Below are 14,804 nucleotides of genomic sequence, written 5' to 3' on the forward strand. Positions count from 1 at the left end.
TGTTCCCATAGTAGCTGTGAAAATAGAGCACTATTGTTTCAATCATTCAGAGAGAGCACCCGTCTGTTGAGTCTGATTATGTGATTAAAGCGGAAAGTGCCGATTTTGAAACGTTGATCGCAAGCTTATCAATGCCTGCGCTGGATTCCGTTTCAAGCGTAAATACCGCCTATCAGTTAAACCCTTATTATTTATCTGCGGTTAAAACGGCAGAGCAGGAAAAAATAAAACTGGTCTATGCCGAGAACCAGTCACTTATTCAGTTGGATGTATTGGCAAGTTATCACCAGAATGGTCTCGATATGAGAGCTCATGATGCCATTAACGATACTCTGTCGGGAGACTACCCCGGATTCAGCGTTGGTGTTGAATTTGTAATACCGCTGGCCAACAACATCGGCAGAAGCCAGGTCGGGGTTGCCAATGTAAGAACGCAGCAGGCGATTTATGCCATCAAGGAAACCGAGATAAAGCTGGCGAATCAGTTAAAAACACTGATCGCTGATATTGAAAATAAATACAGCATCGTTCAGCAGCTGGATAAGGTTCGGAAAATTAATAAAGAGCTTTTTTTAATCCATCAGAGCAGTTATGACAAAGGGCAGGCTTCAATTGATGATGTGATTGACAGTGAGAGGCGGTATGAAATAACTCTGTCAGAGTTGCTCTCTGCTGTAGCAGCGTATCAAAAATCAAAATTCATGCTTAAGAAAGCGGAAGGAAGCCTGTTCAGCTATTTTGATATAGCCGATCAAGTATCTCCTCCCAACCCTGAGGGGCTGCCTTTATGAAAAAAAGCCTCCTTCTGGTTGGTGCTGTTACATTGAGTACATTTGGCTCACTCTCTTTTGCAGAAAATGGTTTGGATAGCAGTGCCATTTCGATAGTGTCCATGGTTGAGTCGGATGAGTTTGTAGCCTCACTGGTTCAGGATGATGAATTTTCACTTTCTTCTAATGAGGCATTTACCATTACCGGTATTACGGAGCCTGAGCAGGACGTGTTGCTCAGTGTTTCGATGGCCGGACGTATCGCGGATATTCCGATATCAGAAGGTCAGCAGGTTTCTTCAGGTGATTTGCTACTGACTCTGGACACACAACCAGAGCGTCTGGAGGTTGAACGCACCTTTCTCCTGTGGCAAGACAAAAGTGAGTTGGAAGCATCCAGACAACAGATGGAGATCTATCAACTGCTCTACCAGAATGCCAAAAGCCTTCATGAAGAGACTGGCGCAATCAGTGGGGAAGATCTGGAAGGAAAAAAGCTCCAGTACCTTCTACAGGTAGCTAAAACCAATCAGCTCGAAGTGAATGAGCGTAAGGAAAAGCTGGAGTATCAGCTTGCCAGAGCGAGGCTAAATAAGGGGCAGATCATTGCCCCTTTTGAAGGTGTCGTCACCAAAGTTTGGCTTGATAAAGGGGAAAGCACTCAGGCCAATAAACCCTTGTTGAGGGTCGTAAACTCTAATAGAGGGCGGTTTATTGCCAATGTTGATGAGAGCTTGGGACGAAAGCTTTCTGTGAACCAGAGTGTTGAACTCTTTATTAAAGCTGGCGATAAGCATGTACTTCGTCAGGGAACGGTTGCTTTTGTCTCTCCGGTAACCGACTCAGCCAGCAATCTCATTGAAGTGATTATTCATTTTGATAACTCAGATGGTGAAATCAAACTGGGTGTCAGTGGATATCTTGAAGTTTCCTGAAACCAAAACTGAATAATTGGCAGCAGTCATAGCCGACAGTACCCAAATTGTCGATTGATAGGCTTCAAAAACATTATGCATAAAAAAAATAAAGCGCAGGGAAGTGAGCAACATCAACTGGAAGCATTAGAAGAACGCATCCTGCTATCGGCAGATCCGTTGTTGATTTCTTTTGCTGATAGCTCTGAGCAAACGACTGAAACCACCATTTTTCAGGTGGCTGAGCAGTCTACAATTGCTACCCCGGACGAGCGTAAGAAGGAGGACCCATTTCAAGGACTGGAAGCCCAGCCTCTCAATACTCTTGCTTTAAGTAACAATAACCTGTCGGTTGATGGAGAGTTGATAGCAACTGATCAGGATGTGCTTGTGATTGATCAAGATCAGGAGCTTTCTGGCAATGGCAGTTTCCAGGGGCATTTGATCAATAATGGTGTTATGGGGCCTGGGAATTCACCGGGTATTGTTGAGTTGGATAGTGTTACTTATAACGCGAGGTCTGAACTGGTTATTGAGATTGGTGGTAAAGAGAGCGACCAATTCGATCAAGTGAAAGTGGACAATCTGGCGCAGCTGGGTGGAAAGCTTACGATTAAGGTTATTGACGGCTTTTCTCTGAAGGATGGAGACAGCTTTCAAATCATGAGCTTCGGCAGTGTTGAAGGTCAGTTTGAAAGTGCTGATGGTTTGTTTGGTCTGGAAGGTGGCAGTGGTTACTTCCAGATCGTTCAGAGTGAAAATGGCCTGGAACTGGTATACCGTGAGTTGGGTAACGGTTTGGCGATCGATTTTGCCAGCCAGAATGACGCTGATGCCTTTGGTGAAAAGCTTAACAGCCATTATTTTAACAATACGGACCCTCTTGAGGGGCAGGCTCGCATTCAGTTCTCAGAATTTATCTACTTTCAGGGCAACCTGCATGTGGATTATGGCGTAGCTAACGACATGACCGTTGCTACCGGGTTTCCTATCAGCCTTGACTTACCGGCAGAGCTTAATGGACTGGATCGGACTTACCTGACGCTCAGCATGACCAATGCCAGTGGGTTTATTGGTCTTGGCGGGCCTGACAAAGTTGACCTGAATTATGATGGTGACTTTGATGATGAGGGTGAAGTTAACTCTCAGGCCAAGGGGATCGTTCTTCAGGATGTCAACCTTGGCATGGCCTACTTCAATCTACCTGCTGACTTTTTTGATTTATCCATTGACCTTCCTGACCTTGCAACTCTGAAAGATATTCCGAACGACGTTTTGCTGAGTACTTTGCCCAGCTTTTATGCACTGAAGGCGGATATTGGCAGTATTGAAGTGGTTGGTTTCAGTGAACTGTTCTCACTCTCTGCAGGTCATACGACTATTTCCATCAATGGCGCTGGCAGCTGGTTGCCAGCCAGCGGGGTAGCGCTGGATTTTGCGACCAGTTTTGATGGCGGTTTATCGGTTCCTATTGCAGGCGGTGCTGACCCCATCATCTTGGATTTTGCCGGCGCTCAGCAGATGAGTGCAACGCTATTTGATGCACAGATGAGTCTCCTGGATTTTGTTCATGTTTATGGAGATTTAACCCTTGAAAAAGGATTGGCTGCGAATGTCAATGTTGCTACAGGCCTGCCTTCCGATGTTAGTGAATTGATCGGTTTGATTGGTGCTGACAGTGCTGCCGCAGCCTTTATAGAGGGGTTGGAAAGCCCCTCAACCATTAACGACCTTGAGGTGGCTGGACTGTCTATTGCCGGTTCCGGCTTGAAAGCTTTCGTAGGAGTTAGTGGAGGGTTTGATAGTGAAGGAAATCTGACCAGTGGTGCCACAGGTCTTGCTCTTTCAGGAGTTGACTTCGCGTATGTAGATTTTACTCCCACAAACCCTGCATTAAGTGAACTGCTGAACTTTCAGGCAATTTCTGCTACTGCTACCAGTGTGGAAGCGGTTGGAATTGATCAGTTAACGGTCAGTGCAACCGATATTCGGATCAAAATAAACACCGGTAAGTCATGGCCCGGAGGGTTAGGGACTGCAGTTATTGATTTTGGCAGCAGCTTCCTGGCAGAAAATGCAGACAATGATGCGGATGGTGATGGAAAAATTGACCCGGCTGGCTATGAAGTTAAGGCAGGCTCCCAATCCATTTATATTGATTATGATGGAAATGAGCGTATAGCGGCATCGTTAAATCAGGCTGAACTCAATGTTGGTGGGTTTGTAACGGCCAGTGGTGATTTTTCTTTTCAAAAAGGTCCTACCCATACCGTCAATGTTAAGGTGCCCAATGGTGTAGTCGATGACAGCTATAACGTTGAAGTCGAGAGCCTGCAGATTGGTGGACAGAATATCACAGTATTTGCCGGTATTGGTGGTATCGGCTTTGATAGCGGCAGCAATATTAATGACAGAGCTATTGGTATTCTCTTAAGTGATGTTGACTTTGCCTATGCTTCATTCAAACCAACAGGGCTTTTCGGTAGTGGTCTCAATGCCAGCTTTCAAGCTCTCTCTGTCTTGGCTGACAGTGGTCAATTTGTTGGGTTAGGGGATATCGCAGAGCTGAGTGATGTCAGAGTTGCTTTCAATTCAGGTAAGCTTTTTGGTGGAACGACAGTTACCCCCTATATCAACTTCGCAGGGAGTGGTTTTGATGACCCCTTGGGGTACGCTGTTCAAACCAGCTCAGATATCAACGATAAAATTTATTTGAATTTTGACAGCAATCAGCAGTTGATTGCTGCGCATGGCAGTATCAATCTGGCCGGGCTTGTAACAGTCAATGGTGCGTTTGCCTTTAATAAAGTCAAAGCAGTATCGGTTGATGTCAGCAGTAATATTGATGAAGTCAGGAAGGCGCTCGGGGTATCTGGAGACTTTCAACTTGGCGGTGATATTGATGTATTAACGGTTGGTATCAGTGATGCCACTGTTGAGGTTGATCTTGGTGTTGCTGGAGCAACGCTTGAAGGTGTGACCGGTGCATTATTTCTCGGTACCCCAACATTGGCTGGCCTGGTTCCGGGAAGTCAGCAGTACGTTCCAAAATTTGTGGCGCTTAAAGTGAATGCTCAGAGTGTCACTTCTGATAGTCTCGCGTTTAACCTATCAGGCAGTAATATTGTTTTTGAAGCTAACTTTACTCAGTTTCCTGGCGTAGATCCTACTACTCAGGCAATCCTTAATGCAGTGGCAGCCCCTGCCATTGATTTCTCTTCCAGCTTTGATGAAAAACAATATGACGTTGCCATTGGTCCTACTGAAACTATTGCTCTAGCGTTTGCGGGCCAGGCATTTCGCCTGGCAATAGAGCAGGCAACGGTCAAAATTAAAAACCCTTTTGACGGTTCGGCAGTTGTGGAAATCTCCGGAGGGATTGCTATTGAGCGCTTGAGTGCCCAGACAGTCACTCTCACTGATAACACGACCCTTGATGAGGTGGATGGCATTACTCTGGTGGGTAAAAACCTGAATGCATCGATCAATCTGGGTGAGCTGAATGTTGATCTCGGTGCAGAGGCTGAGGTTGGCCTTGCGTTAATGCGTGCCAATACGTCTGATTTTTACTTTGCGTTAACTGCCGAGATTTCTGATGCCTTTGAGCTCGATATACCGGGTGTTAATTTCACTCCTACAGGGGCTGAAATTAATATCAATACAAAATTAAATCGTGATTTCAGCAACCCCAGTGAGTTACTTGATCCACCGGCTATCGATTTTGCCAATAGTTATACTGGAGAGCTGGCTCGAGGCATTGACCTTAACGGTAATGGGAAACTGGACAAATTTGGCCTGATTCTCCCTACCACTGACAACGATGTAGTGAACTCTGCAGTGCTTTTGAACTTTAGTGATCACTTATTGGTTGTTCGAGGTCAGGGAACCTTCAGGTTTGATGCTTTTTCTCAAGTGTATTTGGAAGGAACTTTTGAAAGTGCTTTGGTGGGTACCACCCAGAACATATTTTTTGATGGCAAGTTAAAGGTTTCATACGGTGCTGGAGAGCTTGAGTTTTACTCCAAGGGTTTGATGGTCAGTCAGGTTGATAGCGAAAATCCTGAAAACAGTTTTCTGGCAATGAAGCTCAGTACACAAGGTGGCTTTGAAATACCGGGTGTTATCGCTTTTGATGGTGGGTTTGAATTTACTGCAAATACGACCGATAGGGAGATCACTTTTGAGGTGGCTGAAGACTTTCAGCCATTGTTAGGGTACAGCACCGTAACGATTGGAGGTATTTCTGGTTTTCAGCTTCGTTCAACAGAAGGCTCACTGACTTTAGTCGACACCTTCTCTATTGATGGCGGGGTATTGATCAGTGCTGGTACAAGCTCCGGTTTGAATGTTGCTGTTGATGGCAATATTGGCCTGTTAGGTTTGGGTACTCTGAAAGCGTCAGGTGATATTGCCCTGAATGATCGTGGAATCAATACAAACCTGAGCCTGGATGGGCAGGCAAAAATTCTCAACCTGATTACCATCGGTGGTGATTTTAACCTTTCTCTGGAAATGGACGGGTTTAAGTCAGTGCCATCGATTGAGCTGGCCATAGCTAATCCAAATATTCAATTCTGGTCACTCTTTACCCTTAGCCCTGGTGGCTCTGTCAGTCTCAGTTTTGAGAATGGCATTTTTGCACTGGAAGACCTGACAGCTAATGTTGACCTTGATTTAATCAACAGTGCAGTAAAAGTTGACCATATCAGGTCTAATGGCGACCTTAAATTCTCCTTTGAGGTGGGTGGAGGCTTTAATCAAAGCCTTGGTATTTTCTCAATAGGTGCCAGTGCTAAAGCAGTACTTAAGGTACAGCATAGTAATGGTGAGTTTGATATTGATGCAGATATGTCGGTATCAGCTTCCATTAGCAGTAAGGCTGTTACAGCTAAGATCTTTGGCAAAACCATCACTATTATCCCTTCATTCAGTAAGAGTGGAACCATTTCAGGTGGACTGGATCTGTCACTTGACCCCAGTGATGGAGAGCTGTCTATTGGTGCGAATATCTTTGGTAAAGTGGATATCTCCATTCCCATCGGTTTCAAATTGCCACTCCCTGATGCACCTCCGCCCAATGTTGCGGCAATATCCGGCTCAACGGTCACCGTCCATGTAGGGAATAAATCCTCTCTCAGAAGTTATGATAAAGAGGATGTGAATGAAACGGTCCGTATTCGTCAGGATGGCAGCAAACTGATTGTTGATGTTCAGGGAAAAATTACCAAACTGGACGTCGGCAGTGGTGATTACACCATCAATCTGGATGCTGGAAATGGCCTTGATAAAGTCATCGTCGATAGCTCGGTAAAAGGTAAAATTAATATTACCAATACTGAGTCGGTAAAATACTCTGGCAGTGGCCTGGCGATAATTACTGGCACTTCAGGTAATGACAGTATCAGTATTTATGGTAATGGTACGGCTGTCATTAACTCAGGAGCTGGCAACGACAATGTCACCATTGATAGCTCCGGAAGAACAACCATCGACCTGGGCATTGGGAATGATGTGATTTCCCTTACCGGTACCGGCAGCCACACCCTGACACCGGGAACCGGGGATGACCGCATCCACACGGCAATAGTGGGTGGCAGCTTACAGCTCATCCTGGCTGAGGGCTTTGGTAACGATATTCTGAGTGGTAATGGTACCCTTTCCCGTCTGGATATGAGTCAGTTGACTTCTGATATTAATCTGGAATATGACTATCAGAACTCCAAACTACTGATGAACAGTGAGGGTGGCAATCTAACACTGGAGTCTGGTGATACACCACAGATTGATCGTATTGATTTTGGTTCTGGCAATGACACTTACGTCATTGTGTCGGCGTTCGACATGACCCTTACCGAAAATGGTGGGGATAATGCTTTCTATTATGTGGAGTCCGCCGGTGGCACAGCGAACTTCTCTGGCAACCAGTTCTCATTGAATGGGAGAACTATTACCTATGACCAGAACATTTCACAGTTTGTACTGGGTAATATGGATTACAGTCTGGTCAAAGAGGGGGGGGCTTTTAAGGGCACGGTTTCTTACCGCCTGGCATCTGGAAGTGAAACGCTGACGCTCAGAAACTCGGGCGGGACATACGCTTTACCGGAAGCCCGGGTTGAAATCTTCAGTAATAGTGTTCATTTTTCCAGCAACTTCTCTGCCCTGAGCTGGGCTATCAGCAGCAAGGTTGATGCGGTATTTAATGCTAACCTGACTGCTACAGATGGTGATATTGCTATTGATCAGACCAGTACTGATGGTGTAGTTACACTGTCCGGTAATCTAACCTCCAGTAATGGCATGATTGATATTGCCGCTGTCGGCAGTATTGTTCAGACTGCTGGCACTTTGACAACCAGTACTTCTGGCCGACAGATTCAACTGCGTTCCGCACAGGGCAGTTTTGAGCAACGCAATGGCAGCAGAGTGATCGCCACCAATGGGGTGATCACCGTTGTTGCTAACCAGTGGATTGATATCGCTCATTTACAGGCCGGCACCGGTGAGATCACGCTGAATGCTGAAACTGGTGGTATTTATGATGCTGGTGATACGGATGTTGATATTCAGTCAGAAACCCTTGTGTTCAAGGCTGCTGAAGGCTTTGGAACCAATGAAAATGATATTGATACCGACATTGAACGCATCAATGGCAGCACTGGTGCCGGTGCCATCAATATTCAGGAGAACGATTCCCTCGAAGTCATGGCAGAGGGTTTGAGTGTTCTGACCAGCGGAAATATTTTAATGAACAACCTTAATGGAAATCTGACGGCCAATGGCAGGATTTCCATTAAGGATACCGGAAATATCAGGCTGAAAGCCGACAACGGCAGTATCGAAACGTATGCGGATATTCAGACTGCTGGTGCAAATGCCATCACTCTTCAGGCACGTAATAACATCACGCAACATGCTTACACGACGATCAGCACCGGAGAGGGGGGATCGGTTGATGCCATTGCTGAGCTGGTTGGGGTAGAGCAGCACGATGGCGCCTTAATAACCACTGGAAATACAGGTTCTATAAGATTACAGGCACAGGGCGCCATTAAAGTAGCTGGTCTACATGTGGCGATGGGTGATGTCAGCCTTATCAGTGTAGCTGGGGCTATCACGGATTCTGGTGATCAGAATATCGATGTTCTGGCTGATCAGCTGCGTATGTCTGCCGGTGTTGGGGCAGGAGCCAGAGATGATGCGCTTGATATCAGTGTGGATGTTCTTGCCGCAAGAGCGGGAAGTGGAGGTATCCATCTCAATGAAGCGAATACCATTCATATTGATACACTGACGGATATTACCGTTCAACGAGTACAGGCAGACGGTTCTTTAGTGACTGTTACTGACGCTGGAATCAGTGATCTGGCCACATCAGACAATGGTGATATCAGTCTGACCTCACAAGATGGCGATATTCTTGTATTCAATGGTTCAGAGCATGAAGACAATGCAGGCATTGTTGCTAATGGTTCGGGAGACATCAGTCTGATAGCCAGCAAAGGTAATATCACCATTACCGAGAACACTGACGTTATCAGTGAACGTGGAGATGTCACTCTGCTGGCGGAACTCAATGTTCTGCAGGAAGCGGGTGCTGGAATTATTGTGTCAGACTCTGCCAATGGTAAACAGGTTCGCATTGAAGCGGTTACCGGCAGTGTTCGACAGCAGGATACGAGCTTTATTGAAACTGTTGATTCAAACATCAAAGTTCGTGCCGGTCAGCACATAGACGTTGCCAGCATTCGAACAGGTGAGGCAACGGTGACCATGGAGGCTATCTCTGGTGGTATTTATGATGCCGGAGACTCCGATCTGGATATTGTTGCGGAAAATCTTGAGTTCACGGCCAATGATGCATTTGGTGTGAATAATGATGACATTGATACTCAAATAGCCAATGTGTTTGGCCATGTGGCTTCCGGAACCATTAATATTCAGGAAGAAGATAGCCTGAATATTCATAAGAGTGGTTTAAGTATTGCCAATGATGGCGATATTCTGGTGCACAGCAAATCCGGGGGGTATTAACGTTACCGGAGATATGAGAGTTGATAATGTGGGGCATATCCGGATCAAAGCGGATCAGGGGAATATTGTTTTTGATGCCAATGTGACCACGGCCAGTGACTCATCGATCTCTATCCAGTCATTGCAGAATATTCACCAACTGGCGAATAGCACAATCAGTACGACGGCTGGTGGCACTATTGATTTATGGTCTGAAGGTGCAAGTATCCTGCAGCAGGACAGTGCCATTATCACAACTGGTGAAACGGGTAGTGTACGTTTGCTGGCTGGTGACTCCATAGCGCTGGCAGCGGTTCATGTTGGTACAGGAAACGTTAGCTTGATGACCGAGGCAGGGAGTATTGTTGACTCCGGTGATAGCCACAAAGATATTGTTGCCAGAGAGTTGAGAGTTGATGCGTCGGTGGGAATGGGGGCTGGCAATGCCATCGACACCTCCGTCGATGTGTATGCCGGTCGAGCTGGCAGTGGTGGCCTGCATATTGATGAAGACAGCGATATCACAGTATCGACACTTGACGATATCAGCATCCAGCGGGTCAAGAGTGATGGTTCTACCGAAACGGTAACGGATAACGCCATCAGTGACCTGAGGACCAGTGACAATGGTTCAATCAGCCTGAAGACGATTGATGGAACCATTACCGTCTATGATGGCAATGTTCCGGATGATGGCGTAGGCATATACGCTCATGGCAGTGGAAGTGTTCATCTTGATGCGTATGGCTCTGGGCAGGATGTTCGGATTAAGGAAGACACTGATGTTGTCAGTGATCAGGGGAATATTCACATTCTTGCAGAAGATGCTGTCCTGCAGGAGGCGGGTGCAGATATTGCCGTGGGAACCGGGGGTAATATTGCCGTCTGGGCACTGAATGGCTCTATTTACATGACCGATGGCACTATGGCCTCTACAAAAGGGGCGGGCAATATTCTTTATCATGCAAAGGTTGATGTTGACCTTTCCCGGTTAAGTGGAGAGGCTCACACCACGGTTATCGCAGACAGCGGGCAGATACGAGATAACCTGGAGATAGGTGCAGACCGTATTAATTACGACGCAAAAATTGACCCTGACTCGTCACGTGTTGTTGATAGCCTGCACACAACAGTTATCAGAAATGGTGCAGAGTACTTTGGAGACTTCAAGATCGGCTTGCTTTTTGGAGAGACCGCTAATATCAGCTCGTCCAGCTTATCCATGATAGCCAATCAGGGGATTGGTGTTCTGGGGGTGCAGGATATTGATACCGATGTTGAGCAGATAGAGATGGTCAACAAAAGTCGGAATCACGTTTTTGTACAGGAAGCTGATAGCGTTAATGTATTTGGCCAGGGGCTTCGTAATTTTAACGACAATGGAGACTTAATGTTCTCAACCATTGTTGATGAGCTTTATATTGATGGCAAAAATATCCGTGAGCGTTTCCCGGATTACTCCACTGATGGCCAGAAAGTGGATGGATATACCATCGATGGCTACACCTTGCAGGACTTCTACCTTGATGAAGGTATAAGGATCGTCAATGGTAAAGTTCACACGGGTAAAGAAGGCTATCTCTATGTACGCTCTTCAGTCGGTGACTGGGGGCCAATGAACTATGATCAGCTTGCTGATGAACTATCCAGAATCAGTAATGATGAGGTGATTGTAGCAAATCAGAGACTGGACAGCTTTTCTCAGTCCTCTGAGGGCAGTGAAGGGAGTGGATCATCGAGCTTTGGAGATGTATTTAACTCTGAATCTGATCAAGGCGCTATGCAAGAACATCGATTTGATGCCCAGACATCAGACCCATACTCCCCAACAGCGGATGAACTGAAAACAATGGATTTTCAGTCTCTGGTAGGATTGCTGAATGATCAAGCCTCTTCACCTGATCAACAAAATGCTCCAGAAGTGGTTATTGAGTATGAAGCAGAAACCTCTGAGACAGAAGTTGATGATGAAAACTCGCAGCCTGTGGAGGTTGAGTATGAACTATTAAGCGAGGATGAGCCTTTAGAACAAAGGGCAGAAGACAATGGAGTCAGCGCATTCCTGAGTATTGTGAACCGGCTATATGGTGATCAGACTCTGGATGAACAAACACTTTATTCTATTTATTGTAAAGATGGTGACTGAGCTTTCGGGTGATCCCGTGGATTATGAAACCTTTAAATCTCAGATGCGTAGTCAGTTTTAACACCAAACTTGTTTTATTAACTCTTGCTGTGTGCATGAAAGTTTGAGCTTAAGACAAAACGGGGACTGATAGGTTGGGATTAACGCCCAAACCGTCAGTGTAATAGTGAGTTAGAACGTTTGATTGGTATAAGGCTTTAGAAAAAAATACCGCCTGAACAGAAAACTGTGAGGCGGTATTTTCTATTAGCCTGGATGACTGGCTAACTAACAGGAGGCTGGTTGTTGATTAACCAGCAAGGTTAGCCGCAACAAATTCCCAGTTCACCAGAGCCCAGAAACCTTTCAGGTAGTCTGGACGTACATTGCGGTAGTCAATGTAGTAAGCGTGTTCCCACAGGTCGCAGGTCAGCAGAGGCTTCTGATCGCCAGTGATTGGAGTACCAGCGTTGCTGGTGTTTACGATTTCCAGGGATCCGTCGGTGTTTTTCACCAGCCAGGTCCAGGAAGAGCCGAAGTTGTTAACGGCCATGTCAGAGAACTTGGCAACGAACTCATCAAAAGAGCCGAAGGCTTTGTCGATAGCCGCAGCCAGTTCACCGGAAGGCTTGCCGCCGCCATTTGGACTCAGGCAGTTCCAGTAGAAGGTGTGGTTCCATACCTGTGCAGCATTGTTGAAGATGCCGCCTTCAGAAGTCTTGATGATCTCTTCCAGGCTCTTGTTTTCCAGCTCAGTGCCTTCAACCAGACCGTTCAGTTTAACAACGTAAGTGTTGTGATGTTTGCCGTAATGGTAATCCAGAGTTTCCTTGGAGATATGTGGTTCCAGGGCATCGCGCTCGTAAGGCAGTTCTGGCAGTTGAAAAGCCATTTGTGTTCTCCAGATGTGATTGGAATAGTTGTGGTTTCGTTCAGAGACCTGATTTTTCGCAAAGCGATAGTAGCACTGTGGCTACTACGAATCCATGTGGGTTGTATCTTGAGGTTTACAGCAGAAATTTCAAGTCCAAAGTTGGCCTTTACGTTGAATAAAAGGTTGGGAGCTGGATTTCTTTCTTCTACAATAGTTCCTCATTTATTTTTCTGAACAGCCAGGAGCTGGGAACACCGTTTCTCCGAGTCTAAAGAATCACACCTGAAACGGCGTTTTTGATTGAAAGCAGTGACTATGCAAGAGGATAAAAAGATTCGTCAGTCAAACCAGGACTTTTCAATTACCGCTGAGCAGCGTCCTTCAAGGCACCGCACTGCCGGTAATGTTTCCCAAAGTACCAGCAAGCCAGCGTCTACCAGTAAAGCCAGTGGTAAAAACTATCTGGTTTCCGGGGTTCTGTTTGTGCTTTTGGCCGGTGTTGCCGCTGGTGGTTACTGGCAGGTTACCGAGTTGCAGAAAACCCTGGCGGATACCCGGCAGGAGCTTCAGGAGACTCGTGAACAGCTAGGGTTGGTTACTGGTCAGGTATCCCAAACTGGTGAAACCATCAATCAAAGTGACTCCATCTTCCGCTCCGAACTTAAAGTAGTAAACTCTGAAATCCGCAAGCTCTGGGATGTTTCCAACAAAAGAAACCGCCAGTGGATTAGTGAGAATAAAGAAAAGATTGAGGAGGGGGCTAAGCAAGTAGACCTTGCTGTAAAACAGTCCGATGCCGCTAAAAAATCTTCTGAACAGGCGGTCTCAAAGCTGAATGAGCTGGATCAGATGATTAAGGCAGTGACGACTGAGCAGCTGGTGTCCAATTCGGACATGACTGCCCATGTGGAATCTCTGAAAGCTGAGATAGATGCTTTAAAGAACACGTTGTCCGCCCAGCAGACCGTTGAGCAGCAAATTCAGGCATCTGCTCAAACTCAGGAAGAACTGAGTAAGAAGCTGAGCTCTTTCCAGAGTCAGGTCTCTTTAAGACTGCAGCAACTGGAAAACACGATGCGGGATCTTGGAAACCCCAAAGATAAGGGACTGACAATTCAGTAGTACAGAGCGTCAGAGAACAGGGAGTGGCCAGTGAAGAATAACTATTATGGCGGCTTGTGGATTATATTTCTGTCCTGCCTATGGTTACAGGGTTGTAGCTGGCTGAATATTTTCGAAGAGACTGAAGGCCATTCTGAGAGAGAGTTGCCGATTCGTTTCGAGGATCGCTGGTACCATTCTGGTTTACCAGCAAAGTCACTTGGTTTACCAGAAGAAAGCAAAACACTGGTCGGGAAATGTGAGTTCCAGCCGGAGCTACTGAAGCGGCTATCCGATCAGTCTCGGGGGCTTCTGTTCCCGTTGATGTCTTTTAATCACCAGGGACAGGTCTTTCTGGATCCGTTAGCCAGTATGCCGCTGTATAAGGCGCTTCAGCCACAGTGGTCATTGGGGTCTCCCTATGACAGTTTACAGCTCTATCATCGTTGGGTAAGCAGTATTGAGCATTCTGGTCCAGAAGGTTTGAGACGTGAGCTCTCTCACTGCGCTATGAAGCCTCTCTACTCTCTCGGTGGTTTGCTGGGGGACGATTCCAATTATGACCTGAAACGCCTTAATAACTGGTTAGCTAAGCAGGAGCCTCTGGATTTCTTAATACTTCCGAATCTGGAGTTATTAAAGTCCGATGCTGTTTTAAAGCTAAGTTATTCTCCAAACTCCCCCATGATCACCAAACAGCCAGCCGATGCAAGCTACCATCAGATACAGCCATTTATGATGGAGCAAACTCTCGATTGGATTCTGCTGGATAAGGGGAGTCAGTTGATTTCTGATGACTTTATCAGCGTTGGACATTGCTCCGTGACCTGGCCTGAGCCTGAAGAACGCATTGACCCAGGTGAGGAGGCTATTGGTTTTGAGCAGTTGGCTCAAGTGAATGGTGATATGAACCAGTATATGATTCAGCTATTAAGTCAGCCGCTATTTAACACTGATTATTGACTGGTTGGTGATTGTTTCACATTTTATTATTTGATTCTGGTTTT

The 14,804-nt window shown here is 46.2% G+C and carries 7 protein-coding genes; 6 read left to right on the plus strand and 1 reads right to left on the minus strand.

Annotated features, from left to right (window positions below; all coding sequences use genetic code 11):
• Positions 1-80 precede the first annotated feature (80 nt).
• From ACOCLE_RS02185 to ACOCLE_RS02200, 4 genes are all read left to right on the plus strand, one after another.
• A complete protein-coding gene (locus tag ACOCLE_RS02185; protein ID WP_419535328.1) occupies positions 81-791 on the plus strand; it encodes a TolC family protein in 711 nt (236 codons plus the stop codon).
• Complete coding sequence (locus ACOCLE_RS02190; RefSeq protein WP_419535329.1) at positions 788-1,705, plus strand: efflux RND transporter periplasmic adaptor subunit; 918 nt, start codon at positions 788-790, stop codon at positions 1,703-1,705. Before ACOCLE_RS02185 ends, ACOCLE_RS02190 begins: the two co-directional genes overlap by 4 nt.
• A 75-nt stretch (positions 1,706-1,780) precedes the next feature.
• Positions 1,781-9,718, plus strand: a complete 7,938-nt coding sequence (locus ACOCLE_RS02195) for an LEPR-XLL domain-containing protein (protein WP_419535330.1) — start codon at positions 1,781-1,783, stop codon at positions 9,716-9,718.
• Between the two features lie 13 nt (positions 9,719-9,731).
• Positions 9,732-11,843, plus strand: coding sequence for a hypothetical protein (locus ACOCLE_RS02200; protein WP_419535331.1), 2,112 nt, complete (start codon positions 9,732-9,734; stop codon positions 11,841-11,843).
• 289 nt (positions 11,844-12,132) lie between these two features.
• Here ACOCLE_RS02200 and sodB read toward each other — a convergent pair whose 3' ends face one another.
• Positions 12,133-12,714, minus strand: a complete 582-nt coding sequence (gene sodB, locus ACOCLE_RS02205) for a superoxide dismutase [Fe] (RefSeq protein ID WP_066017285.1) — start codon at positions 12,712-12,714, stop codon at positions 12,133-12,135.
• A gap of 297 nt (positions 12,715-13,011) precedes the next feature.
• Here sodB and ACOCLE_RS02210 point away from each other — a divergent pair, with 297 nt between their 5' ends.
• Both ACOCLE_RS02210 and ACOCLE_RS02215 read left to right on the plus strand, forming a co-directional pair.
• Positions 13,012-13,818, plus strand: a complete 807-nt coding sequence (locus ACOCLE_RS02210) for a hypothetical protein (RefSeq protein WP_419535332.1) — start codon at positions 13,012-13,014, stop codon at positions 13,816-13,818.
• Positions 13,819-13,848: 30 nt separating this feature from the next.
• Positions 13,849-14,760, plus strand: a complete 912-nt coding sequence (locus ACOCLE_RS02215) for a hypothetical protein (RefSeq protein ID WP_419535333.1) — start codon at positions 13,849-13,851, stop codon at positions 14,758-14,760.
• Positions 14,761-14,804: the final 44 nt, after the last annotated feature.

The sequence above is a fragment of the Endozoicomonas sp. genome (assembly GCF_965196975.1).
Lineage (GTDB): Bacteria > Pseudomonadota > Gammaproteobacteria > Pseudomonadales > Endozoicomonadaceae > Endozoicomonas.